21 protein-coding genes are annotated in these 25,366 nt (G+C 60.5%); 4 read left to right on the plus strand and 17 right to left on the minus strand.

What is annotated here, in order from left to right:
- Positions 1 to 43 precede the first annotated feature (43 nt).
- The 3 genes from HBN61_RS04750 to HBN61_RS04760 are packed head-to-tail and all read left to right on the plus strand — an operon-like array spanning position 44 to position 3,309.
- The gene (locus HBN61_RS04750; RefSeq protein WP_047282096.1) at positions 44 to 2,230 is read left to right on the plus strand and encodes an FUSC family protein; all 2,187 of its coding nucleotides are present in this window, start codon (positions 44 to 46) and stop codon (positions 2,228 to 2,230) included.
- On the plus strand, positions 2,220 to 2,420 hold the full coding sequence (locus HBN61_RS04755; RefSeq protein ID WP_016781859.1) for a DUF1656 domain-containing protein: 201 nt from the start codon (positions 2,220 to 2,222) through the stop codon (positions 2,418 to 2,420). Before HBN61_RS04750 ends, HBN61_RS04755 begins: the two co-directional genes overlap by 11 nt.
- Before the next feature lie 10 nt (positions 2,421 to 2,430).
- Positions 2,431 to 3,309: an efflux RND transporter periplasmic adaptor subunit gene (locus HBN61_RS04760; RefSeq protein WP_047273426.1), complete on the plus strand. Its 879-nt coding sequence runs from the start codon at positions 2,431 to 2,433 to the stop codon at positions 3,307 to 3,309.
- Between the two features lie 68 nt (positions 3,310 to 3,377).
- Here HBN61_RS04760 and HBN61_RS04765 read toward each other — a convergent pair whose 3' ends face one another.
- Together HBN61_RS04765 and HBN61_RS04770 are read right to left on the minus strand one after the other, a co-directional pair.
- Positions 3,378 to 3,773: a DUF4440 domain-containing protein gene (locus HBN61_RS04765; protein ID WP_170046238.1), complete on the minus strand. Its 396-nt coding sequence runs from the start codon at positions 3,771 to 3,773 to the stop codon at positions 3,378 to 3,380.
- A 14-nt stretch (positions 3,774 to 3,787) separates the two neighbouring features.
- Positions 3,788 to 4,990 carry an MFS transporter gene (locus tag HBN61_RS04770; RefSeq protein ID WP_169836345.1) on the minus strand — a complete coding sequence of 401 codons (1,203 nt, stop codon included), beginning with the start codon at positions 4,988 to 4,990 and terminating at the stop codon, positions 3,788 to 3,790.
- A gap of 109 nt (positions 4,991 to 5,099) precedes the next feature.
- On the opposite strand from HBN61_RS04770, the gene HBN61_RS04775 reads away from it, so the two are divergent.
- Complete coding sequence (locus tag HBN61_RS04775) at positions 5,100 to 6,008, plus strand: LysR substrate-binding domain-containing protein (protein WP_170046239.1); 909 nt, start codon at positions 5,100 to 5,102, stop codon at positions 6,006 to 6,008.
- On the opposite strand, the gene HBN61_RS04780 is transcribed toward HBN61_RS04775, so the two are convergent.
- The 15 genes from HBN61_RS04780 to yaaA all read right to left on the minus strand — a co-directional run bounded on the left by HBN61_RS04780 (position 5,965) and on the right by yaaA (position 25,195).
- Positions 5,965 to 6,798 carry an SDR family oxidoreductase gene (locus tag HBN61_RS04780; protein WP_047280059.1) on the minus strand — a complete coding sequence of 278 codons (834 nt, stop codon included), beginning with the start codon at positions 6,796 to 6,798 and terminating at the stop codon, positions 5,965 to 5,967. The genes HBN61_RS04775 and HBN61_RS04780 overlap by 44 nt on opposite strands.
- Positions 6,799 to 6,828: 30 nt before the next feature.
- On the minus strand, positions 6,829 to 7,293 hold the full coding sequence (locus tag HBN61_RS04785) for a hypothetical protein (RefSeq protein WP_047273431.1): 465 nt from the start codon (positions 7,291 to 7,293) through the stop codon (positions 6,829 to 6,831).
- Between the two features lie 149 nt (positions 7,294 to 7,442).
- Positions 7,443 to 8,894 (minus strand): mannose-1-phosphate guanylyltransferase/mannose-6-phosphate isomerase, encoded by a 1,452-nt coding sequence (locus HBN61_RS04790; protein ID WP_083333267.1) that lies wholly within the window; start codon positions 8,892 to 8,894, stop codon positions 7,443 to 7,445.
- Between the two features lie 78 nt (positions 8,895 to 8,972).
- Positions 8,973 to 9,629, minus strand: a complete 657-nt coding sequence (locus HBN61_RS04795; RefSeq protein ID WP_047273463.1) for an alginate O-acetyltransferase AlgF — start codon at positions 9,627 to 9,629, stop codon at positions 8,973 to 8,975.
- A 31-nt stretch (positions 9,630 to 9,660) separates the two neighbouring features.
- The gene (locus HBN61_RS04800; protein WP_083333268.1) at positions 9,661 to 10,839 is read right to left on the minus strand and encodes an alginate O-acetyltransferase; all 1,179 of its coding nucleotides are present in this window, start codon (positions 10,837 to 10,839) and stop codon (positions 9,661 to 9,663) included.
- A gap of 12 nt (positions 10,840 to 10,851) precedes the next feature.
- The gene (locus HBN61_RS04805) at positions 10,852 to 12,402 is read right to left on the minus strand and encodes an MBOAT family O-acyltransferase (protein WP_083333269.1); all 1,551 of its coding nucleotides are present in this window, start codon (positions 12,400 to 12,402) and stop codon (positions 10,852 to 10,854) included.
- A 152-nt stretch (positions 12,403 to 12,554) separates the two neighbouring features.
- Positions 12,555 to 13,673 carry a mannuronate-specific alginate lyase gene (locus HBN61_RS04810; RefSeq protein WP_047275502.1) on the minus strand — a complete coding sequence of 373 codons (1,119 nt, stop codon included), beginning with the start codon at positions 13,671 to 13,673 and terminating at the stop codon, positions 12,555 to 12,557.
- A gap of 8 nt (positions 13,674 to 13,681) precedes the next feature.
- Entirely contained in the window at positions 13,682 to 15,115 is a 1,434-nt protein-coding gene (locus HBN61_RS04815; protein WP_083333270.1) for an alginate O-acetyltransferase, read from the minus strand.
- 11 nt (positions 15,116 to 15,126) lie between these two features.
- The gene (gene algG, locus HBN61_RS04820) at positions 15,127 to 16,698 is read right to left on the minus strand and encodes a mannuronan 5-epimerase AlgG (protein ID WP_169836346.1); all 1,572 of its coding nucleotides are present in this window, start codon (positions 16,696 to 16,698) and stop codon (positions 15,127 to 15,129) included.
- A gap of 26 nt (positions 16,699 to 16,724) precedes the next feature.
- Positions 16,725 to 18,197, minus strand: coding sequence for an alginate export family protein (locus HBN61_RS04825; RefSeq protein ID WP_047275508.1), 1,473 nt, complete (start codon positions 18,195 to 18,197; stop codon positions 16,725 to 16,727).
- Positions 18,194 to 19,579, minus strand: a complete 1,386-nt coding sequence (gene algK / locus HBN61_RS04830; RefSeq protein WP_095010402.1) for an alginate biosynthesis TPR repeat lipoprotein AlgK — start codon at positions 19,577 to 19,579, stop codon at positions 18,194 to 18,196. The genes HBN61_RS04825 and algK overlap by 4 nt, the downstream gene beginning before the upstream one ends.
- 2 nt (positions 19,580 to 19,581) lie before the next feature.
- Positions 19,582 to 20,751 (minus strand): alginate biosynthesis protein Alg44, encoded by a 1,170-nt coding sequence (locus HBN61_RS04835; RefSeq protein ID WP_047273440.1) that lies wholly within the window; start codon positions 20,749 to 20,751, stop codon positions 19,582 to 19,584.
- A gap of 35 nt (positions 20,752 to 20,786) precedes the next feature.
- Positions 20,787 to 22,268 carry a mannuronan synthase gene (alg8, locus tag HBN61_RS04840; RefSeq protein WP_047273441.1) on the minus strand — a complete coding sequence of 494 codons (1,482 nt, stop codon included), beginning with the start codon at positions 22,266 to 22,268 and terminating at the stop codon, positions 20,787 to 20,789.
- A 126-nt stretch (positions 22,269 to 22,394) separates the two neighbouring features.
- Positions 22,395 to 23,711, minus strand: coding sequence for a nucleotide sugar dehydrogenase (locus HBN61_RS04845; RefSeq protein ID WP_083333273.1), 1,317 nt, complete (start codon positions 23,709 to 23,711; stop codon positions 22,395 to 22,397).
- A gap of 704 nt (positions 23,712 to 24,415) precedes the next feature.
- On the minus strand, positions 24,416 to 25,195 hold the full coding sequence (yaaA, locus tag HBN61_RS04850) for a peroxide stress protein YaaA (RefSeq protein ID WP_047273443.1): 780 nt from the start codon (positions 25,193 to 25,195) through the stop codon (positions 24,416 to 24,418).
- Positions 25,196 to 25,366: the final 171 nt, after the last annotated feature.

Below are 25,366 nucleotides of genomic sequence, written 5' to 3' on the forward strand. Positions count from 1 at the left end.
CATGACTTCCAAACCCCTGATGGCTAACGCTGAGAGCCTATAGATGAACCATTTGCCCGCCCCGGTACGCTGGCTGTATTCGCTGGAATGGCGCCGAGGCTTTTTTGACTGGGCACGCAGCGATGGCGTGACCTGGGTGCATATTTTCAAAGTACTGGTCGCGGCGTTTCTGACCCTGTGGCTGGCCATGCGCCTGGAGTTGCCGCAGCCGCGTACCGCGATGATCACCGTGTTCATCGTGATGCAACCGCAGAGCGGTCAGGTGTTCGCTAAAAGCTTTTATCGCTTTTTGGGCACCCTGACCGGGTCGGCCGTGATGGTGGCGCTGATCGCGCTGTTCGCGCAAAACACCGCCTTGTTTCTCGGTGCCATGGCGATCTGGGTCGGCATTTGCTCGGCCGGTGCCGCGCGCTGCCGTAACTTTCGCGCCTATGGCTTTGTACTGGCCGGGTACACCGCGGCGATGGTGGGCTTGCCCGCGCTGGCGCACCCCGATGGCGCGTTCATGGCCGCCGTGTGGCGGGTGCTGGAAATCTCGCTCGGCATCCTCTGCTCCACCGTGATCAGTGCCGCGATTTTGCCGAAAACCGCAGGCGCGGCGATGCACAACGCCTTGTACCAGCGCTTCGGTGTGTTCGCCGGATTCGTGGCCCAGGGCTTGCGCGGCCAGTCCACCCAGCAAGACTACGAAGCCAGCAACGTGCGTTTCATTGGCGAAAGTGTCGGGCTCGAAGGCATGCGCAGCGTGACCGTCTTCGAAGACCCGCACATGCGCCGCCGCAGCGGTCGCCTGAGCCGCCTGAACAGCGAGTTCATGGCCATCACCACGCGCTTCAATGCGCTGCACCAATTGCTGGCCCGTCTGCGCAGCCGTGGCGTGGTGCAAGTGGTGGGCGCCATTGAGCCGGAGCTGGAGCTGCTGGCGCAGTTGCTCGACACCTACAGCGGCCGTTCGCTGACCGACAAGGACGCCGCCGTGCTGGCCGAACAACTGGCGGCGTTCAAGGCCGGTTTGCCGGAGCACGTGCGCAACCTGCGGGTCCAGTTTCTGGAAACCGACCCCAGCCCTTCGGACTTTCTGGACTTCAACACCGCTTATGAGCTGTTGTACCGGTTTGTCGACGACATGCTCAGCTACGCACTGACCCACGCTTCGCTGGCCGATCACACCCACGAGCGCGAGCGCTGGGATCAGCCCTTCATCTCGCAAACCAACTGGTGGTCGGCGGCGGCCTCGGGCATACGGGCCTCGTTCATTCTGGTGGTGCTGGGCACGTACTGGGTGATGACGGCCTGGCCCAGCGGCGCCACCATGACCCTGATTGCCGCCGCCACAGTGGGCCTGTCGGCGGCGACGCCCAACCCCAAGCGCATGGCTTTTCAAATGGCCTGCGGGACGTTCATCGGTGCGGTGGTGGGTTTTTTCGAGATGTTCTTCGTGCTGCCCCACATCGACGGTTTCCCGTTGCTGTGCCTGGTGCTGACCCCGGTGATCATGCTCGGCTCATTCCTGACATCGCGTGCCAATTACGCCGGGGTCGGGCTGGGGTTGTTGATCTTTTTCAGCACCGGCTCAGTGCCCGACAACCTGACCGTTTACAACCCGTACCAGTTCATCAACGACTACATCGCCATGGTCATCGGCATGCTGGTCTGCGCCGCTGCTGGCGCAATCATCCTGCCGCCTAACAGCCGCTGGTTATGGAGCCGTCTGGAGCAAGACCTGCGCGAGCAAGTGGTGTACGCCATCAGCGGCAAGTTGAAAGGCTTGAGCTCCAGCCTCGAAAGCCGCACCCGCGACCTGATGAATCAGGCCTACGGTTTGGCCGCCGGTCAGCCGCAGGTGCAACGGACCTTGTTGCGCTGGATGTTCGTGGTGCTGGAAGTGGGCCACGCGATTATCGAATTGCGTAAAGAACAAGCGATTTTGCCGATTCACCCGGCCTACGCCGAATCTCAGCCCTGGCGCCAGGCGATCCGCGTCATGGGCCGGGCCTTGGTGCGCCTGTTTATCAGCCCCGGCGAAAGCAACCTGGAACGCGCCCTGATCGCCGTGGACCACGCCATCAGCCGGGTGCAGGCCACCGACGAACCGTTTGCCCGCAACTTCGACACCTCGGCGTTGGTCCGGGTGCAAAGCTACCTGCACTTCATTCGTACCTCACTGCTGGATCCGCAATCGCCGCTGGCCGCCTACGCGCAGCCGCAAGGACTTGAACATGCCTCGTGAAATCGCCTTCCACGGCGTCTATATGCCCACCATGACCCTGATGTTTTTTATCGCGGCGGGGTTGGCGTGGGGCTTTGACCGACTGTTTTCCGGCTACGACCTGTACCGCTTCTTCTGGCACCCGGCGCTGCTGCGCCTGAGCCTGTTTGCTTGTCTTTTTGGCGCCATGGCGCTCACTGTTTACCGTTGAGACCGATCCGATGAAAAAGTTCTTCAGCCTGCTTGCCACCTTGCTGGTTTTGGCCCTTGCAATATGGATCGGCCGAACCCTGTGGGTGCATTACATGAACACCCCCTGGACCCGCGACGGCCGCGTGCGCGCCGACATCATCAACGTCGCGGCGGACGTCAACGGTTACGTGGTCAACGTGCCGGTCAAGGACAACCAGTTGGTGAAAAAGGGCGACGTGTTGCTGGAAATCGACCCCGAGCACTACGAAATTGCCGTTAAACAGGCCCAGTCGCTGGTGGCTTCGCGCAAGGCCACGTGGGAGATGCGCAAGCTCAACGCCCATCGCCGGGCGGACATGGACAACCTGGTGATCTCAAAAGAAAACCGTGACGACGCCACCAACATCGCGGACTCGGCCCTGGCCGATTACCAGCACGCGCTGGCCCAGCTCGATGCCGCGCTGCTGAACCTCAAACGCACCCAAGTACTGGCCACGGTCGATGGTTACGTCACCAACCTGAATGTGCACCGGGGCGACTACGCCCGGGTCGGTGACCCGAAAATGGCGGTGGTCGATAAAGACTCGTTCTGGGTGTATGGCTTCTTCGAAGAAACCAAACTGCCGCACATCCGCGTGGGCGATAAAGCCGAACTGCAAATGATGAGTGGCGAAGTGCTCAAAGGTCACGTCGAGAGCATCTCGCGCGGCATCTACGACCGGGACAACCCCGAAAGCCGCGAGTTGGTGGCCGACGTCAACCCGACATTCAACTGGGTGCGTCTGGCCCAGCGGGTGCCCGTGCGTATCCACATCGACGAAATCCCCGAGGGGTTCCTGCTCGCTGCCGGCACCACCTGTACCGTGATCGTGCAACAGGATGACGTGGACACGCATCCCGAGCACTAAGGGGCTGTGCGCCTACCACCTATAGCCAGCGACGCGGCTTGCCATGACGCGGGAACACACCCTGAGGGTTAACCCGCGACAAACGTCTCATGCAGATGACGCCACAGCAACGTGCCGTAAGCGTCTTGCTCAAACACAGCGGTGGCCCGCCGATCGGTTCGGTTGCCGTTGTGTTCTTCCTGCACTTCGCGGTAACCGATGACCGCCCCCCCTGCGTATAAGGCGATGCCTTGAAATTCGCTGAGGGTGATGACCAGCCCCGGGCGTGCCCCGCGCAACTGTTCAAACAGGGCTTCCATGCTACTTAAATTGAGCGTATTGCCGCTGGGCGTGATCATCGAAAACTGTGCTGAGAAGCGGGCAAGCAACGTGGGCAGTACGCCCGGTTCCAGCCCGCAAAACCAGCCTTCAATCTCGACGTGGGTTTCTTGGACCAGGTCGAAGTAGCGCGAGTAGTCAGTCATCACATTCTCTTGAGTCAGGGCGCCAGCAAGGCCAGCACGCGTGGAGTATTGAGGCGTAAAGCGGGAATGAGCGGCACCAGCGTCATGCCAGCGCCGATGGCAAAGCATAGGGCAAAGGCGTGGGACGTCGAGGTGATGCTGCTCAAGGCACTGAACAGGCCCATCATCAGCGCCGGGCCCAGCAGAAAGCTCAACTGCCGGTTGAGGTTCCAGAGCGCGCTGGCGGGTGCCATGTGTTCAGCGGATACGTCAATGAAGGCGGTGTTCTGTGCTGTGCTGCTGCACAGGCTGCCGCCAAACCCCATCAGCGCGTAAAGCGCCATGGGCAACCAGAGGGGGCCGTCCTGCAGCTGGATCAACAAGGCGATGCCGAGTGCCTGCGCGCTCATGCCTGCCAGCAACAAGGGTTTGGGCCCCCACCGATTGAACCGGTAGCGGCTCAGGGCAATACCCAGTGCGGACGCCAGCGCCCAGGGCAGCATCAGCGCACCGGTCTGTGCCGGGCCGTAACCCAACTGATGCACATACAAAATGCTCACCAGCTGTGTGCCCATGAAAATCCCCGGAATGCACAGGTACGTCAGCATCGCGACGCGCAGCAGCGGGCTTTTGAGCAGGTGCGCCAGGGTCGCCAGCCGCACCGGCGCAGGCCGTGCCGATTGAGTGACGGGCCGGACCCAGCACTGCGTCAGTATCAGTGCAATCAGCGCCAGCGGCAGGTTGGCATAAAACACCCAGCGCCATGACGTCGCCTCTACCACCCAGCCGCCCAGCACCGGTGACAGGGCCGGCACCATCAGGGCCACCAGCAGGATGACCGATGTCAGCCGCGCCCGCTCATGGGGGCGAGATTCGCGATACACCATGGCTTGTCCCACCGGGATCAACAACCCGCCGCCCAGCCCTTGCAGCAGGCGCCAGCCGATCAGCGTTTCAATCGAGGTCGCTTGCGCCACCCCCCAGGTCGCCGCCGTAAACACCCCCAGTGAAATCAGAAGCAGGCGCTTTTCGCCCACCACGGCTGCCAGCCACACACTGGGCAGAATAATCAGGGTCAGGCCCAACATGTAGGCATTACCGATCCAGGCCAGTTGCGATACCGATGCCTGCAGATCCACACCGATTTGCGGGTAGGCAATCGACACGGCAAACATGTTCACCAGATCCAGCGCAAAGCTCAGCAGGTACACCGCGGCGATTTTAGTGCGATAGGCCATGACCGCCTCCTTTATCCGAGGCCGCACAGTAGGCGTCTTTTAGGGCTGGAGGAACGGGGTATGCGCTGCTAGATTGTCAAAATATTTTTGACAATAGGTGGCATTTGGCGTGGTCAGTCTTGATCGTTTCGACACTTTCAAAGCCGTGGTGGAAGCCGGTTCCCTGACCGCGGCGGCTGATTTGCTGGGGCAGACCCGGGCCGTGGTCAGCTTCACCATCAAGCGCCTGGAGGCTGAACTGGGCGTCACCTTGCTCACCCGCAACACTCGGCGGCTGGCGCTGACAGAAGCGGGCGAACGTTTTTATGTGCGCTGTTTGAGCATGCTGGAAGCGGCGCAACTGGCCATCGACGAAGCCCGTGGCGAACACACCGGGCTCAAGGGCACGCTGCGCGTGACCACCACGGTGGAATATGCGCTGGCCAGCGTGGTGCCTGCGCTGGAAGTGTTTGGCGCGTTGCACCCCGATCTCACGGTGCACCTGTCGACGTCATCGACCCACGCTGACTTGATCTCCGAGCGCTTCGATGTGGCCCTGCGCTTGGGCCGCATCCTCGACTCCAGCCACCGCGCCGTGCAATTGAGCACCTTCGAGATTTTACCGGTGGCGTCACCGGGGTTTGTGCGGACTCAGCCGCCCATCGACAGCGTGCGGGCACTGGAGCACACCCCGTGGCTGGCGCATGGTCGGGTGGGGGAATTGAATGTGACGGAACGCAGCACGGGTGCGGTTCGGCCCTACGCGCCCGCCCCCGACAAGGTGCGCCTCAAGGCCGATCACGCCTCGGTGCTGCGGGCGTTTGCACTGAGCGGGCAGGGCGTGGCGATTCTGACCGACTGGTTGATTGACGATGACTTGCGAAGCGGCCGCTTGGTGCACGTGTTGCCGCAGTGGCAGTTCACCCCCCAAGGCGTGTATGCGTTGTACCCCGACACCCGCCACTTGCCCCTCAAGGTGCGGGCATTTATCGACTTTATGAAAAACCGCGAGGCGGGTTCAGACCGAAACGTTTCATAAGGATATTTTGCAGCAGCCAGCGCGGCATCAGCGCGGCCAGCAGCGGCAGGGCGCGACTGCCGTTGCCGTAACGCAACAAGGCCGGTGGCCGGGGCTTGCGGCTGGCCTTGAAAACCACCTGCGCCAATGCCGCGACCGGGGTCGGGTTGTCTTGCGATGCCGTGGCGCGGGCGCGAATCCCCTCACGCATCGGCCACCACGGCGAATCCTCGGCGATCAACACTTCAGCACAGGCGCTGGCGTTTTTTGCAAAGTGGGTGTCGATGGCGCCGGGCTGTACTTCCATCACCCGCACCCCCAGCGGTGCCAGCTCCATGCGCATGGCTTCGCTCAAGGCGTGTACGGCTGCTTTCGACGCGCAGTACGCCCCGGCAAACGGCGTGACCAGCACCCCTGAAACGCTGCCGATATTAACTACCAGCCCGCGGTTGCTGCGCAGCGGCTCCAGCAGGGATTGGGTCATGCCCACAATCGAGAACACATTGGTTTCAAATTGCAATTGCAGTGCCTCAACACCGCCGTCGAGCACGGGGCCCATGGCGCCATAGCCAGCGTTGTTGATCAACACGTCCAGGCCTTGGCCGTGCTGCTTGATGCGCTTGCTCAGCCGGTCGACGTCAAGGCTGTCGTTGACATCCAGTTGCACGGCGACAAAGCCATCGGCCTTTAATTGCGCCACATCGGCCGTTTTGCGGGCTGTGGCCCACACCTCATAACCGGCGTGTTTATAGGCATCCGCCAGGGCGCGGCCAATGCCGCTGGAACAGCCAGTGATTAAAACGAGGGGCATCAAAACGTCCTTGAGAGCGGCTAAAAAAGATCAGTTGGAAAAACTGCCTTGCAGGCGTTCAGCCCGAAATTCCAGGGTTTGCGCACGGTAACCGGCACGCAACGGCGGCAAGGGCAAGCAATCGTGCCACACCGCGCCTGCTTGCAGTTCACCCGGCCCACGGTAACGCGGGGCAGTGTAGAGGTTGTCGGCCAGGTTGACCGTATCTCCCGGCGCATAAGCCGCCACGCGCCAGCCCAGTTCAAGCAAGGGCACATCGTTGCCATTACGCAGGGTCAGGCTCAGGGGACGGTCGGCCGGGCACTGCTCGGGCGCATACACCATGCGCAGTTCCAGGCGGGCCAATTGTTGGGCTTCACGGTGATCGAGCCAGGCGACCGAAGCGGCCACAACCGCCAGCCCCGCCACGGCTGCCAGTGAAACCGGCAAGGCTTTGGACGGGTAGCGCAGCAGCAGGACCAACCAGGTGATGATCAGTAGAACGCCGATAAGCATGACGCTCGCCTCGCAGAGAGTGGAGGGACATCCTACTGAAGCTTAGGTGGGAATGGCGAATTCGGATGACACCAAGGCCGGCCCTCACCGCGCCCTCTCCATTAGGGAGAGGGCCGGGGTGAGGGCAGGCGGCCGGGCAAGTAACGCGCTTACTGCGCAATCGTCTTGACTGACACGCCACGTTCAACGGGCGTCGAGCGACCGTACACGTCTTCAAACCGCTCGATGTCGTCTTCACCCAAATAGCTGCCGGACTGCACTTCGATGATTTCCAGCGGGATTTTCCCCGGGTTGCGCAGGCGGTGTACCGAAGCAATCGGGATGTAGGTGGACTGGTTTTCGGTCAGCAGGAATACGTTTTCGTCACAGGTCACTTCCGCCGTGCCCGACACCACAATCCAGTGTTCGGCGCGGTGGTGGTGCATTTGCAACGACAGGCAGGCCCCCGGCTTGACCGAGATGTGCTTGACCTGGAAGCGCCCGCCCATGTCCACCGAGTCGTACGACCCCCACGGACGATAAACTTCGCAGTGGTTCTGGGTTTCGCTGCGACCCTGTTCGTTCAGGGTGTTGACCATCTGTTTGACACCCTGAACCTTGTCTTTGTGGGCAATCATCATCGCGTCTTTGGTTTCCACCACCACGATGTTGTCCAGGCCGATCACCGACACCAGTTTGCCGTTGCCATGGATCATGCAGTTGGTGCTGTCCTGAATCACCACGTCGCCTTTGCTCACGTTGCCATTGGCGTCTTTCTCATTGACATCCCACAGCGACGACCAGCAGCCCACATCGCTCCAACCGGCCGTCAACGGCACGACGCAGGCGCGCTGGGTTTTTTCCATCACGGCGTAGTCAATCGAGTTGTCCGGGCAGCAGGCGAATGTGGCGTCGTCGATGTCCACGGTGTCGGCGTCTTGCTGGCTGCGTTCCAGGGTCAGCAGGCAGGTGTCGTAGATGTCCGGATCGTGTTTTTTCAGTTCTTCCAGAAAGCGGCTGGCGCGGAACATGAACATGCCGCTGTTCCAGAAATAGCCGCCACTTTTGACGAATTCGGCAGCCCGCTTGGCGTCGGGTTTTTCAACAAAGGAGGCAACACGGCTCACGCCTTCGGGCAGCAGGGCGTCGGCGGTGGACTTGATGTAGCCATAACCGGTCTCAGGTTTGAGCGCAGGAACCCCAAACAGCACCATTTCGCCGCGTTCGGCAGCCACGGTGGCCAGCGCGAGGGCGCGTTGCAGGGCTTTCTGGTCTTCCAGCACGTGGTCGGCCGGCAGCACCAGCATCAACTCGTCGCGGCCTTCGTTAATCAGCATCATCGCGGTCAGGGCAACAGCGGGCGCCGTGTTACGGCCGAACGGCTCCATCAGGATGCGTTGGGTGTCCAGCTGGCGAGCCGCCAACTGTTCATTGACGATGAAACGGTGCTCCTTGTTGCACACCACGATCGGCGCGTCCATGCCGTCAAACACCAGGCGCTCAAGGGTTTGCTGAAACAGGGTCTGCTCGCCGGTCAGGGCCAGAAACTGCTTGGGGAACTGCTTGCGCGACAAAGGCCACAGACGCGAACCGCTACCACCTGAAAGAATTACCGGAATCATGTTGTCTCTCCAAAAACTGAAATAGTTGTGTCTGATGGCGCGAGGCTCGCTCGCGCCGGCACAGAGCAAAAAATTGAATTAACGGGTAGAAACCGGGCGCTTGACCCACGTCGGCGACACGCTGCTGCCGTTGCCGGTGACGTACAGCACCGCGGCTTCACCGCGCTCCAGGGCGACAGGTTTGAGGTCGCTGACTTTCTTGTCGCCCTCAAACAGCGCGAAGCTGACTTTCACCGGATTGATTTCACGCTCGCCACGGCCCTTGGCAGCCACGGCCTTGACCACATCTGTCTTGCCGTCAGCGGTTTTGAGCGTCAGCGCCTTGTCAGTCAGGTTCTGTACGCGGACCAGGGATTTTTGCTTGTTCTTGAACGGCGGCTCTTCGATCAGTTGCGGTTGGCCGCTGCCGGTATTGACCAGGGTGTAGTAGTGGTCGGCGCTCAGTTTGACCGGCAGGTTGTGGCTGCCGACTTTGGCGCTGTAGTCACCTTGTGGCAGAAAGCTGAAATCGCTGCTGCCTTGTGCCGCAACGTCGTTGAGCGCGGTATTGCCAACGGTGGCGCTGACGGGCTGGTTGCTGGCGTTGAACATGCGCACAAAGCTGGAGCCCTTGGGCGCGGTCGGGCCGTAGAGGGCGGCATCGCCACCGGCCCAGGCGTGTAACGACAGCAGGCTCATGCCCGCGATCAAGGCAAATGATTTGGCGAGACGACGTGGAGCAGGTGTGAACGGCATGGTTTTAATAGTCATCAGTCGAACCTCTCTTTCAGTGTTGCGCCCGGTTGGGCGTCTCGGATTTCGGCGTATTTTGTGCCAGTTGCGGTTGGCGTGCGCCCGCTTCTTTCAAGGTCGCGACCCACTGCGGGTCGGCATCACCGATCTCGTTGTCCACCGGCAGGTAACGCTCGGGGAACTCCCAAATCAGCACCTGTGGCGGGGTGTTCTTGAAGGCATCGCTTTTGAGGTAAGCGAGCATCGGCAGGATCGGACCGTGGCCGTCCTTGGAGTCGTTGATCACGTCGCTGCGCAGTGCCTGTTTCAGGGCGCCGACGAAGTTCCAGTTGGGGTTGGCGCTGTAGCTGGTACCCACCAGCGTGACGGGCACTTCGCTGTCAGCGAACAACGCGTCTTCGCTGTCTGCCTCGGCGTTGGCCGCGCGGGTGCTGCGTTTTTCCAGCGGCTCGGAAGGCGGCATCAGGTTGCTGAACAGCGGGTCCATGGGCAGGAAGCGCTCAAGGTCGCCATTGTGCTGTTCGGTTTTTTCGGCCTCGGTCACAAACTGTTGCGGTTCACCGCTCAGGGGGAACTGGCTGCCAATCGCAGCGGCCAGTTGCTGGGCCGCGACCTGTGCGCCATCGGGTGTCCAGTGCGTATCGGTGCGCAGGAAGACTTGCGCGCCGCCTTGTTTGGCCTGTTGCAGCGGGCCCAGCAAGTCGGGGGCAATGATCTGGCTGGCCGCCAGTTGCGCATGGAAGTCACGGTACAGATCGGCGTGAATGCTGGCCGGTCGCTCGTCACCCATGTGCTCGGGGTACAGGCGCACCTTGGACGGCACCACCGCCATCACCAGCTTCACCCCTTGGGCTTTCAAGGTTTGGCGCACGCCTTCGACCAGCGCGTAGTTGTCGGCCACGTTTTGCTCGGCGTTGGGCCACGGCTTGAACTCTTCATCGCTGAACAACCAGTGGTTGCGGCCCAGCACCACGCCGGGGCGGCCTTCATTGAACAGGGTGAAATCCAGCGCTGCCCACAGGTTGGTGCCCAACCGCTTGATCGGGAACTCGTCGTCATAGTGGGTCTCGACGGCTTTGCTCCAGCGACCGTTCAGCACGGTGGCGTCGTCGGTGGTGTTAAAGCCCATAAAGCTGCGCAATGAAATCAGCCCCAGGCCCAGCAGCAAGGCGCAGAAAAAGGCGACGTAGACGATGCGTAATGTTCGATTCATGGTCGGCTCCCCTTAGAACTGGAAGTACAGGAACGGCGAGAAGCTTTGCGCCGAGAGTTTGAGAATCGAGGCGATGAACAGCAGCACGATCACGGTGCGCATTGCGTAGCGCGGCCAGTCGGCCACCCAGAACGCCGGTTGCACGCTGGCTTCTGTGCCCACGGTGTAGCCCGGCAAGTGCAGGCTGCCGGGGGCGTCGCCGGGTACGGCTTTGATCAAGCCCGGTTGCGCGGTGGCCGGGCCATCGGCCTCGGTGTTGCGCGGGGCGTTGGGCGTGCTGTACAGGTCGCGCAGGCCGAAGAACGCCAGCGTCAGGTAAGCCACCACCAGCGTGGCGACTTGCAGGCCGGTGAGGTTGGCGCGGTTGAGTTCCGACAGCGACCATTCCCCGAAGCTGAACATGGCGCCGTACATGCGACCGGCCACGTGCAGGTTTTCGGCCCGGAAGATCACCCAGCCCATGACCACCAGCAGGAAGGTCAGCGCCCAGCGGATCGGGTTCAGCGCGCGCGGCGTGGTGTTGATGCCCAGCGCTTTTTCAATCGCCAGCCACATGCCGTGCCAGGCGCCCCACACGATGTAGGTGATGTTTGCGCCATGCCACAGACCGCCCAGCAACATGGTCAGGAACAGGTTGCGGTAGGTGATAAGCGTGCCTTTGCGGTTGCCGCCCAGGGTGATGTAGAGGTAGTCACGCAGCCAGGTGGAGAGGCTGATGTGCCAGCGACGCCAGAACTCGGTGATCGACTGACTGATGTACGGCTGTTTGAAGTTCTCCATGAAGCGGAAACCCATCATCAAGCCCAAACCGATGGCCATGTCGCTGTAGCCCGAAAAGTCGAAATACAGTTGCGCGGTGTAGGCCAGCGCGCCGAGCCAGGCATCGCCGGTGGTCGGGTTTTGCAAGGCGAAGCAATGATCGGCCACCACCGCCAGCGTGTCGGCGATAAAGACTTTTTTGATGAAACCCTGCATGAACCGCGTGGCGCCCTCGCTGAACTTGTCGAGGGTGTGGGTGCGGTTGTTGAACTGGTCGGCCAGGTCGCGAAAGCGCAGCACGGGCCCGGCGATCAAGTGCGGGAAGATGGCAACAAAAGCCGCAAAATCGATCAGGTTGCGGGTGGCCGGGGTGTCGCCGCGGTACACGTCGATGATGTAGCTGATGGACTCGAAGATGTAGAACGAGATGCCGATCGGCAACAGCACGTGGGTGAGGATAAACGGGTCGAGCCCGACCGAACCCATCATCGCGTTGATGCTGTCGACGCCGAAATTGGCGTACTTGAAGTAGCCCAGAATCCCCAGGTCAATGACCACACCCAGCAACAGCCAGCGTTGCGCGGGTTTGGTGCGTACCCCGGCGGCACCGACCTTGAGGCCGATCCAGTAGTTCCAGACGGTGACCCCGATGAACAGGGCCAGAAAGTCCACTCGCCACCAGGCATAGAACACGTAGCTGGCGACCAGCAGCAACAGGTTGCGATAGCGTTGCCCGCTCAAGTAATACAGGCCGAGGAACACCGGCAAAAATAAAAACAGGAACACATTGGATGAAAAAACCATCCTGACCTCTCCGTGTGGACCAACAGTAAAGGGCTCAGCCCCCCCAAACCCCCCCGTGAAAAAATGGGGAGGGTGCATGTGTTTCGTTCAGGGGTGGGTGTCGTTCGATCGACCCTCACCCCAACCCTCTCCCTGAGGGAGAGGGGCGCTTTTCAACCTTTTTCGTGCGCCGGGTCGTAGACCTTGGTCAGGTCCCCGCCCAGACGAAAGGTTTTGAACGGCTGCATCCCGCGCTTCATCTCAATCACCTCGGGCGCACAGGTGTAGAGCGTGCAAAACGGCTCCAGCCAGGCGAATTTGGCGTCAACCTTCAAATCGGTCATGTCCGGCGCCTTACCGTTTTTGGCTTCAAACGACTGCGGGTCTTTCACGCCGCTGAGCACGCGTTCGCCCAAGCGTTTGAGCGCCGCGTTGTTTTCGTTGCGCAGGTCCACGCCATTGACCAGCGCGAAACTGGCGATCATCGCCAGCGGCGGCAGGGCGTAGTTGTGGTAGGCGAGGGCGCGTTGCTGGCGCTTGAGTTCGTTGGGCAAAAAGCCTTGGGCGTCGACCTGGTTGGCGCCGACCTTGAACTCTTTCACCGACCAGTCGAACAGGTCGCGGCGATTGGTGGCGATGGACGTGGCCATCACCGACCAGGCGGCCCAGTACGAATGGTTGTTGGTTTTAGCCAGCGGCAGGTTGTCCCAGTCGCTGACCACCTGTTCGGCCATTTTGCTGAACCAGGCTTCGATTTCTTTGGCCTGCTGCGGATGCTGCGCCAGCGGTTGCGATTCGGAGAACTTCAGGCGCAGGTACGACGACGCCATGCTGCCCAAGGCCCATTTGCGCATCGACTTGCCGGTGTGGTTGAACTCTTTGCTCATCAACGCATCGGCCTGCGCCCAGGCGGTCAACCAGCCGAGGGTGCATTCCAGTTGCTCCGGGCGGCCATCACGCATGAACTGCATCACCCGCTTGCTGGTGCCGCGCTCAAGGGTGGTGATGCCGGAGGTCGCGTCGCGAAATGCTTTTTCTGAGACCACGTTGAGCGTCGAGCGTGCTTTGTCCGAGCCTTCGTACTTGCTGCGAAACTCCAGCTTGTCGGTGTACGGCTTGGGCATCGCGTCGCAGTCGTTTTTGAAGTCGCCGGTTTTGAACGCTTCGACCGGGGCGTAATAGCCCTGGGGCGGGCGCAAGGGCGCGGCGGCGTGGGCAGTGCTGGCAAACATCGCCAGCCCCAGCAAGGTGGGCGCCAGCAGAGTGCGCAGGTTGATCGGTGCAGTGGGCATCAGAAACCTCATCGTCCGGCCTGCGCGTTCAACGGCGCAGAGTGGGAGAAAACGTTGCGTTTGCAGATTTTGGCGTCGACTTTCTGTGCGTCGCCCGCGTCTTCCGGGCCCTGAATCTCAATGGCCAGCAGGTTCTGGCTGGCCCAGTCTTCATCGGTACGCAGTTCAAAGGCGAAACGCCCGTCTGTGTCGGATGTGGTCGGTTTGTCGATCTTCAGATCTTCATGGCGACCGTTCATGTACCAGAGCGTGGCTTGCAGGGTTTTCACCGACGGGTCAGCGAAGCGGATGTCGATTTGGTGGTTGGCGTTGCGCAGGTCTTTGTTGGTGCTGTTGACCAACATCTGGTTCTTGCCCGGCTTGAGGGTGGCGCTGCTGCTCATCAACGCCGGTTTGCCTTCGCAACCGTTGTCGAGCAGGGCCATCATCTGACGGTAGATGGTTTCCTGATCCAGGCGATACAGCGGCGAAAACTCCCAAATCAGCACCTTGGGCGGGGTTTTCTGAAACTCGTCACTGCCCAGGTACTGCAACATCGACCCTTCCAGGCCACCGCCGGGGAAGGCCACGTTCAGCACGTCGGCGCCGATGTATTGCTCCAGGAACCCGGCAAAGTTGTAGTTCTTGCCGCTGTGGCTGGTGCCCACCAAGGTGATTTGCGGGTTGGCATCGTCGCTGAACAAGTCGCCGTCCGCCGCTTCGCCTTTGGGTTCGGTATTGAACTGGTCCATGTACTGCACGGCATAACTGGTGCCGCACAGCTGCCCGGCCATGTTGTGCAAGGTGCCGGTCTTGCCCATGCGCCCGGTGATTTTGGTTTCGAATTCACGTTGCGGAATGTCGGCAAAACCGGGGATTTTTTTCACCGTGTCGGCCACGATTTTTGCCGTGCGCTCGGCCCCGTACGGCGTCCAGTGCTGGTCACCGCGGAAATAAAAGTCGTGGGCTTGTTGCTCATTGGTCAGGGGCGACAGGTCAGGCACGTAATAGCCCATTTTGGCGAAGCGCCCGAGCATGGCCTGGTAGTTTTTCAGCGCGGTGTCGTAGTCGAATGAGGCGCGCTCGGCCGGCATCAATTTGTTGCGATTGACCAGCCCGCGGGTCGGTTGATACACCACCACCAGCTCCACGCCCTTGCTCTTGAAGGCGTCGTGCAGCTGTTGCATGCGTTTGTAACCGGCCGGTGTGGTGTCGAACTCGGTGCGCAGGTCTTCCTGGGTACGGAACAGCCAGTCGCCCTGGGCCTGAACCAGCGTGGTGAAGTTCTGCTGATAGCGCGTGGTGTAGTTTTTCGCATCGTGGGCGGCAGGGCACAGGTTGCAGCACGCCTCGGCCGTGAAGGCGGGCGCCTGAACCTGGTCGGCCTGCACACCGGCGGCTGCGCCGAGGATGGCGGCAGTCAGGCCCGACAGGCTCAAAATCTTGATCAGATGGAGGGGCATAACAGTCATCCTCAGTTGCGCAATTCGGTCTGGCGTTCAACGGGGTCGATCAACACGGCTTTTTGCTGGCGCACCATCAGGTCGAGAATTTCGTCCTGACGCTCACCCAAAATGCCGTTGAAGCTGATGCCGCTGGATTTGGTCGGTGCCAGCATCGACACCCGGTACAGCTCGATGCTCAGCGGCGAATCAATCGCCAGCGGCCCGCTGCCATTACCGGCCAGCTCGCCGCCCACCATGATCAGCGACACTTCGGCGTCGAACGGGTCGAGCTCGATGTCGCGGTCGGTGTCGGTCAGGTCTTTGATGTGGCCGTACACGCCGGTCAGGCCATTGGCCATGGCGATGTTTTCGTACAGGCGGATGTTGACGCTGTTACGCACGCGGATGCCGTGGCGGCGGTTGTTGATGACTTTGTTGCCCCACAGCAGGTTATCGCCGCTCTCGTAGAGGGTGATGCCGTCGGTGTGGTTCTGGAAAATCTCGTTGTCAGCGATCAGGTTGTTCACGCTGTTACGGTCGATCACCAGCCCTGACAGTTTGTTGTCGTGGCTGCGGTTGTTGAAGATGAAGCTGTCGTTCACCTCGCGGGAAATGATGATCCCGTGCTTGCGCTGGGTGCCGAACACATCGTTCTCGGCAATGATCAGCCCGTGGGAGCGGTCATGGGGGTCGATGCCGTAGACGACGTTGTCGCGGTAGGTGTTGCCCTTGACCACGAAGTCGCGGGTTTCGTAGCAATAGAAGCCGTACCACATGTCCGAGAACTCGGAGCCGATAATCCAGCCGGTGGGCTCGTCGCGCTTGATGACCTTGGCCATGTTGGGCGTGTACTGGGAAATACTCACCCCGTACGACTTACTGTTGGCGTAACCGAAACTCGCCATTTTGGTGTTGATGATGTAGGTCTCGGTGCCGCCCCAGGACAGCAGGAACGGGCGAAATTCCTTGGCATCGCGAAAGGTCGCGGGGCCATTGGCTTTTTCGCGCCAGCCGGTGACCTGGGTGTCACGCACGAACAACTGGCCGTCGTTGACCAGAAACGAACCCGCTTCCTGGGACAGGCGCAGCTCTTGGGTGCTGTTGTCGATTTCCAGAATGCCCTTGTGCCCGACCACAATCGGCAAGCGCGCCAGGTACACACCCGGTGCGGTCTCGCTGAAGTACTGCTTGGGCAGGCGCTTGGTCAGGTCTTTGAGGTTCACGTAGCCGTCGTCGATGAAAATCGCCTGCGGAATGCCGCCCTGGCGCACCACCCACTCGGCCATTTTGTTGTCGCCGCCGATGAAGTCTTTCAGCGCGTCTTCTTGCATCATGCGGCGCACGCTGACTTTACCGGCGGTGCTGCGCACGATCTTGGCCGCAGCCGCTTCGGCGGTGTAACCCGAGAGGTCGGGCAATGCCGGTTTCGGGATGTTCAGCGGTGCGACGGGCGCGGTGCTGACGGTGTAGGTTTTGGCGTGTTGCAGCTCTTTGGCCACGGTCGGTTTGACCGGCTCGACAGTGGCAAACGTAGTGGTACTGGCCAGCAGCAGAGCGCCGGCCAGCAGGCTGATCGCGCCGATATAAGCAGGATGATTCATGTCACGCACTCCCGTTGGCGTTGTCATCAAAAGCGCCAGATCACGTCAACGAACGCGCGGTGCATGTACGAATCCACCCCTTTGCCGTACGCATCGCCCGGCTTGAACACGCCGCCGCGAAAGCGCACCAGCGCCGAAGGTTCATCGATGGACTGGCTCAACGCGGCAGGCAACAGGCCTTGCTTGAAGTACTTGGTCACCACCAGGTCCATTTCCTGACCGAGGTCTTTTTTGCCGTCCATCATCGGCAGCGCGGTGCTGGCCAGCAGGGCGTCTGTCGGGTCTTCGTTGTTCTGCACGGCATTGATACCGCTGGCACCGATCGGCTTGTTGCCGTCGACCCGCCAGAATTTGTGGTAGACCAGCGAGGCGTCGTATTCGTCGCGCAATTGCCACGAACCGAACAGGCTGGCGCTCTGGATGTTCTGCATTTCGCCCCGGAACGCTTCACCAAAGCGGTGAACCCGCGAGCGCGTACCGGTGAAGTTGGAGCGGTTGCTCTCCAGACCGGTCTGCTGGTAGTTGGCGCTGGCGCGCGAGTAGGCGGCACCCACTTGCCAGTTCGGGTCCAGACGCAGGCGAACCCCCAGGTCGGTGGCCCAGCCATCCACGTCGTCACTGGCTTTGGCGCCAGCAAGGTTGCGGCCGTCCACGGTGGAGGTGGCGAGCTTGTCGCGCTTGCCGCTCATGCCGGTGACGCTGGCCCAGTAATTCACCGTGTGGGTGTTGCGGTAGTTGTAGGCGTCGCTGTTGGCTTCGAGGCCGAGCCAGGTCAGGTCGCCGTTCTGGGTTTTGTCCAGTGCGTCGACTTCTTCACCCTGATGCTTGAGCGAACCATCGTCATGGGTGTGATGGGCGCGCAGGCCGACCCATTGGCCGGGCGTCCACTGCGCCGAAATATCACCGAACAGGTGCAGGCGGTCTTTGTCTTCCGGGGCCAGTTCGGTCAGGTCGGTGCGGTATTCGCTGAAGCGTTCGGCCGCGCCGAGGTTGGCCTTGAGCAAGGTGGTGTCAAACGTCCAGGCCAGCGCTTCGATATTGGTGTCGCGCCATGTGCCGTCGTCATTGCGCAGGCGCTGGCGACCGAACTTAAGCTGTTCGCCGGGGTAGGCGGTGAAGCCTTTGTAGCCGACCCAGAATTCGCGCAGGGCCAGGTAGCTTTTGTCCTGTTTGCGCGCATCGCTGCTGCTGTTTTGTTCGGTGTCCGATTGTTGCAGGGTGTCGGTTTCGATGATGTCGCTGGACGTCACCGCCTGGCCCATGGCGTACGCACTCCAGTTGCCGCGTTCACCGTACACCCAGGGGCGCAGGTCAAGGCCGATGCCGTTGACGTCGCCGCCACTGCGGGTGCCGAGGTCGCGGTCGTCTTCCGATTGCGCGGTGATCTTGGTTTCCAGGCCGAAGTTTTTTTCATCGGTCAGCGCCGCCAGGGTCGGGCATGACCACAGCAGGGCGAAGGTCAGGCCGATCCCGGCTTTTACAAAAGGATTCAGGGTCATAGGGCTTCCTCGCCGTTTTCTTCGGCCAGCGTCTGCACCGCCAGAGCGTTCTGGCTCAGGGTGGCGCGCAAGGCTTGTTCTTTTTGCAGCAGGCGCTGAGCCGCGGCGCGTTGATCGGCGGGCAGTTGCTCGTCGAGTTGGGCCGCCAGTTCATTGGCTTGCGGGGTGTTTTGCAGCTTGGCCAACTGGCTGAACACATAGGCGTTCATGGCGTTGGGCTGCGTGCCCTTGCCCTGGGAGAACAGCTGGGCGATGGCGAAGTCCGCGCTGTTCTGGCCGTTACGTGCCGCTTTGAGCAAATGGTCGAGGGCTTTTTGCGGGTACACCTGCCCCAGATAGCCGCGACGGTAAAGCTGGCCGAGGTAGTAATCGGCGGCCACTTCTTTGTCCACGGCGCGCTGGAAATGCGCTTCAGCTTGCTGCGCATCCGGGGTCAGCCATTTGCCGTCGTAATACAGCTTGCCCAGCAACAGTTCGGCGCGGGGCTGATCGGCGGCGCGGCCGTTGTCCAGGTATTCCTGCAACTGAGCGACGTCGCCCTGATCGGGGAAGTCGTACAGCAATTGCGCAAGGCTGACCCACGCAGCGGGGTAGGCCGGGGCAATGTTTTCCAACAGCGAACGGGCCGTCTGCGGGTCGGGTGTGCCCAGGTTCGCATCGGCCAGCACACGGGCCACACCATCGACTTTTTGTGCGGAGGCGGTGCCCCGGTTGTAAGCGCTTTGCAGTTGCGAAATCAGCGCGGCCTGTTGCTCGGTGTTGCCTTGTTTCTGGTAGACCGTGGCCAGCTCGACGTAACAACCGTCGTTGGCGGACAAGGCTTGGCGGCAGATGGACTCGACTTCATCCAGGTGCTGGTCGTACGTGCCTTCGATGCGGTACAGCGCCACTTGGGCCAGACCGGCCTGCGGGTAGCCTTCGGCGCGCCACTGGCTGATTTGCTGCTGGGCGTCGATCCGGGGGAAGCTCTGCGGGTGCTGCAAATACAGCATCGCCAACGGCGTCAGGCTGTTGGCGTCGCCACTGGCAAACGCTTGTTGCAGCAGCGCTTGCGCCTCGTGCAACTCGGCCTCGCTGGCGCCGGGTTTGGCCGCCAGCAAACGACCCAGACGCGCCTGAGCGCGGGGCGACGTTTTGGCCGCCTCGCGGTAAGTGGCTTCGGCTTTTTTCAGCTGCTCGGCGTCGCGGCTTTCCATCCAGATATCGGCCAGACCGACCTGCGCCTCGGTGTAACCCAAGTCCGCCAGCGCCTGATAGTTGCGCTGGGCAGTGGCCGTGTCGCCATTTTTCAGGGCTTCATTGGCCAGACGCTGATCGGGCAGGCCGGAGCAGCCGGCGAGGGCCAGGGTCAGCAGGCAAAGCGTAGGGAAGGCGTTCTTCATGATTACAGACCTGCTGCCGAGGCTTTGCTGATCAGCCAGTCCATCGACGGACCGCGGTCACTGCGTACCTCAACCGGGCGACCGGCCAGGGCGCTGTCCAGCGGGGCATCGGGCTTGATCTGTACGCGGATGTCGGAAGACAGGTCATCGCTGTTCAAGCTGGTGCTGCTGATGATTTTGCCGGTGCGCTGGTAGTCTTCACCCGCCACCTGGAAGTTCACGCGGGCACCCGGCAGCACGTCGCCAAACTGGCGATAGCTGAAGCGGGCGGCAATGTTCGCTTCGCTGGTACGCGGCACCAGTTTGAAAATCACGTCGCCTTTGCTGGCGTATTGGCCATTGGCAACCACTTGCTCGGCCACCACGCAATCACACGGCGAGGTCAGGGTGCCGGTCATTTGCTTGCCAAACAGGGTTTCGATATTGGCCGGCTGCAACTGGTTTTCGTCCAGATGGCCTTTGAGCACGTCGAGCATGCTGGTGCTGAAGGTCGCAATTGGCGCGCCATTGGCCGCCAGATTGTCGTCTTTGACCAGGCTTTGCACGGTGCCGTCGCGGGGCATGGTGATGTTCAGGCCGGGGACGCTGACCAGCGCCGACTGGGCGTGGGTGACGAAGTACACGCCGTACACCGATTTGACGATAAAACCGAATGCCACCAGCCCGACGACAAATACGCCGGCACTCAGCACCACGGCTTTCATGCGACCGAACGGGGTCATGCCGCTGCCGCCATCTTTGACCTTGCGCGCCTTGGTGAAGTTGTCGCGCTGCAAGGTGGCGAGCACTTCGCCCATGGTCACGATATCGCCGCTCAGGTGCGAGGTGATGAGGTGACGCAAGGTGGAGATGTCCTGTTGATCGAGGTTCTGGAACTGGCAGCCGACGCGTCCGCTCTGGCGGTCAACGTTGCGTACCAGCAGCTCCACGTCCATCGCCAACCCCAGGTTGTCGATCACAAACTGCAAGCGGCCCTTGTGCACTTCGCCCACGGCCAAGGATTGGTTGGCGGCGTAAAAGCTCAGGCCACCGGCCGACAGGTCAATGATGCTGACTTCCATCGGTGTGCGGTCTTTGCCGAAAAAGCGCAGCTTGGCCGGGATTTTGACCCGTGCGTGCTGACGTTGGGCTTCGGATTCGTGGACAACGTTGGTGTTTACTTGAGTGTTCATAAGGTCTTGTTCCTGGTTAATTCGATCGGGTCGGGTCAGACCATCGTCAGCAGCACGGCAACAAAGATGCTGGCGGCCGAGAAGGTCATGGTCCGAGACGACCAGGTGTTGAACCAACGTTGAAAGCTGGCCAGATCACGGGTCAATTTGGTGTCCTGACGGGTCCAGGATTGTTGGTCGAGGCGGAAGAACACGTAGATCTTCACCAGCGCACCCACAATCTGGTTGTAATAAAGAATCAGCGGGTAAGCCGGGCCGATGCTGTGCCCGGAGCAGGCCAGCAACAGGGTCAAAATCAAGCGCGTGATGCCGATCCACAGCAGGTAGGCGATGAGGAACGTGATGCCGTATTTGGCGCTGGCAATCAGCGCGACGGTCAGGCCGAGCAACGAGGTCCACATCGAAATGCGCTGGTCGAACAGCACCACACTGGTGAACAGGCCGAGGCGCTTGACGCCCAGCCCCAGTGCCCGGGCGTTCTGCCGCAGGTTGTTGCCGTACCAGCGGAACATCAGTTTGCGGCTGGCCTTGATGAAGCTCTTTTCCGGCGGGTGTTCAACGGTGTGAATGGCCGCGTCTGGCACGTAGAACGTGTCGTAGCCCAGGCGCATCAGGCTGAACCAGCTGGACTTGTCGTCGCCGGTCAAAAACTTGAAACGGCCCAGACGCCAGTGCTGCAACGAGTCGCTTTCTACGTCGGCAATGAAGTCCGGGTCGGTGACCACGTTGGCGCGAAAGACCGACATCCGCCCGGTCATGGTCAGCACGCGTTTGGACAGGGCCATCGAGCACATGTTGATGTGGCGCTGGGCGAAGCGCAGCTTGTGCCACTCGCTCATGATGTAGCCGCCGCGCACTTCGCAGAACTCGTTGGTGGTCAGGCCGCCGACATTGCCGAACAACTGGAACCACGGCACGGTTTTGCGCACGACGCCGGGGGCGAGCACGGTGTCGCCGTCGATCACGGCCACCACGGCACGGCTGTCCGGCATGTGCCGCGAGATGGCGCGAAAACCAAAGGCCAGGCCGTCGCGCTTGCCGGTACCGGCAATGCGCACGAAGTCGAGTTTGACGCGCTCTGGCGGGTTAAGGCGCTCCCACATGCTCTTGACCAGCAGCTCGTCGGACATTTCCACCAGCGAGCACACCACTGTGGTCGGCAGGCCGCATTCGATGGCTTCGCGAATGACCGAGCTGTAGACCTGCGCGGTGGTCAGCGCGTCGATACGAAAGCTGGTTACCATCAAAAACACATGGGACGGGTCTGCCGCTTTGCCCAGCTTGCGCACTTTGCGTCGCAGGTGCGGGTACACCACATATAAAAACAGCATGCCGCGCAGGAAGTGCGTGGCACCCATTGAATAGCGCCAGATACCCACGGCGCCAATCAGGAAAATAAAGTTTTTCGACTCGGAGTCGAAGGTCGATGTCGGCAACGCCAGCGCGAGGCCCATCAACAGCGTGAGGTAAAACAGCCAACCGGCGGCTTGGAGAAGGCCGTGTTTTAGCCTGAGCATAATGAGGTTCCGTTTGAGCATGGAGGCTGTGATGCGCAGAGCGTGTAGTCGCTGGCGCAGGCTGCGATCGTTCGAAGTGTCAAAGATCGCAGCCCGTTTCACTCGTCAGCGGCTATAGCGCTGTTGTTACCAGCAAATGCCTTCGGTACGGCCGACGGTGCAGGTGGCTTTGGACATGAAGCCCACCAGGTCGATGACCTGTTTGCCCTGTGGCGCGGTTTCGGCCAGCGCACGGAACTTCTCATCGCGGTTGCCCAGGATGATCACGTCGCTGTTGTTGATCACGGAGTCGAAGTCCGAGTTGAGCAGGGACGACACGTGGGGGATTTTGGATTCGATGTAGTCTTTGTTCGAACCGTGGACGCGGGCGTATTCGACGTTGGTGTCGTAGATGCTCAGGTCAAAGCCCTTGCCGATCAGCATTTCGGCCAGTTCCACCAGCGGGCTTTCGCGCAGGTCGTCAGTACCGGCCTTGAAGCTCAGGCCCAGCAGGGCAACTTTGCGCTTGTCGTGGCTGGCGACGATGTCGAATGCGTTTTGCACTTGCGACTCGTTGCTGCGCATCAGCGAGTTGAGCAGCGGCGCTTCCACGTCCAGCGAGCTGGCACGGTAGGTCAGGGCGCGCACGTCTTTTGGCAGGCACGAGCCGCCGAATGCAAAACCCGGACGCATGTAGTACTGCGACAGGTTCAGGGTTTTGTCCTGACACACCACGTCCATCACTTCGCGGCCATCGACGCCGACGGCTTTGGCGATGTTGCCGATTTCGTTGGCGAAGGTGACTTTGGTGGCGTGCCACACGTTGCAGGTGTACTTGATCATCTCGGCGACTTCGATGTCCTTGCGGATGATCGGGGCGTCGAGTTCTTCGTACAGCGATTGCAGCACGTCACCGGAGGCTTTATCGAACTCGCCGATAACAGTCATTGGCGGCTGGTCGTAGTCGGCAATCGCGGTGCTTTCGCGCAGGAATTCCGGGTTGACCGCGACGCCGAAGTCGACGCCGGCCTTTTTGCCCGAGCACTCTTCGAGGATCGGGATGACCACATTTTTCACGGTGCCCGGCAGCACGGTGCTGCGTACCACGATGGTGTGGCGCGATGTCTTGTCGCGCAGCACGGCGCCGATTTCGCGGCACACGGCTTCGATGTAATTGAGCTCCAGGTCGCCGTTTTTCTTGCTCGGGGTGCCGACACAGATCATCGACAGGTCGCTTTCGCGGATAGCCGAAGCAAAGTTGGTGGTGCCGCGCAGGCGGCCATTCTGGATGCCCTGGGCGAGCAACTCGCCAAGGCCCGGTTCAACGATGGGCGATTTGCCGAGGTTGATCAGGTCGATTTTGTCCTGAGAGATATCTACGCCGATCACTTCGTGACCACGGGCGGACAAACAACCGGCGCACACGGCGCCAACGTAACCCAAACCAAATATGCTGATGCGCATCGCAATTACCTCTGTCTTGTATAGGCCAATTAATGGCCGGACTTAAAGTGTGGGCGCACTTGGAACTACGGCACATAAAAGCCGTAACGCCGGGTGCAGGCATCGTTAAGTTTTAAGTTGTTGGAAGTTGCACCTTTAATGTGCAACTCATCACTATCAGTAAGGCATGTCAGATGATGGGGACGGCCTTGGGTGGGCGCCTGGCGCCGCGCTCTCTCTTATTTTTAGCCTTTGAAAACAAAGGGTTATAGCTATGTTTCAGTCACCTTTGTTTTGGCTTTTTAACAACCGATAACACCAGGGAGTTGGTCTTATCTGTGTAAGTGATATCTCACAAGCTCTGTAAGAATCGTTACGGGTTGTATGAGCGGAGGTATCGGACATAGTTCCGGGCCGTTCATCCCGTTTTCGACGAAATTTAACAAAATGAAAAATGATGGCACTGGTTCCATATTGATAGCACTTCAGGTTTTACCCTTTAGTTATAGGGTGTTCATCAGAGGGGATAGTTAAGTGCCACTATGGATAAATAAATTAGGTGCCACTATGAAAAAAAGTCACATCTGTCGAGTGAATTTAAGTTCATGGATATTTCAAGACGTATTTTTGGCGTCAAATATTTGGCTGTTTGAAGTGAAGTGTGAAAGGGGTCACACGCAGGTGAGCTCCCCGTTCAGGCCGGGGAGCGTCAAAAAGGCGGGGGGTTATTCGGGGGCGTGGTCGCGCAAAAAGACCAGCGAATCCGGTTTGGATTGCTCGGCGCTGTAGTAGTAACCCTGAGCATCGAACTGCTTGAGCTGTTCAGGGGTGTTGATGCGTTCCTTGATCACGAAACGGCTCATCATGCCGCGGGCTTTTTTGGCATAAAAGCTGATGATTTTGTGCTGCCCGTTTTTCAGGTCCTTGAATTCGGTGTTGATGATGCGCGCGTTCAGGGCTGATTTCTTGACCGCCGAAAAGTACTCGTTGGACGCCAGGTTGAGCAGCACATCATCGCCCTGGGCGGCCAGTGCTTCGTTGAGCCACTCGCTGATGCGCGTCCCCCAGAAGGCGTACAGGTCTTTGCCCCGCGGGTTGGCCAGTTTGGTGCCCATCTCCAGGCGATACGGCATCATCAGGTCCAGCGGGCGCAGCAGCCCGTATAGCCCTGAAAGCATGCGCAGATGGGTTTGCGCGTAATCAAAATCCGCCTCGCTGAAATCCACGGCATTGAGGCCGGTGTACACATCGCCCTTGAATGCCAGCAACGCTTGTTTGGCGTTTTCAGGGGTGAAAGCAGGTGTCCAGCTGCCGAAGCGCGCGGCATTCAGGCCGGACAGCTTGTCGGACAGGTGCATCAGCTCGCCAATCTGCTGCGGGCTCAGTTCGCGCAGTTGGCCGATCAACGCCTGTGAATGATCCAGGTAGTGCGGCTGGGTAAAGCGCTGGGTGGCCGGCGGCGTCTCATAGTCGAGGGTTTTAGCGGGTGAAATCACCATCAGCATGGGGTCGTCTCCTGTAAGCGTCGGGGGATTCTAGGGGGTTGGGCGGTTTGACTCCACCTATGACGCCGATAGAACGCACAGGCCGCTGATGAAAGGGGCGGGGTGGAATCTGGCAGGGTCTGCACGCGAGGACGGAGACGGAGTATCAAAAGGCATTTGGTGGGCAGCAGG

Source organism: Pseudomonas sp. WS 5071 (assembly GCF_012985765.1).
Taxonomy (GTDB): Bacteria; Pseudomonadota; Gammaproteobacteria; order Pseudomonadales; family Pseudomonadaceae; genus Aquipseudomonas; species Aquipseudomonas lundensis_A.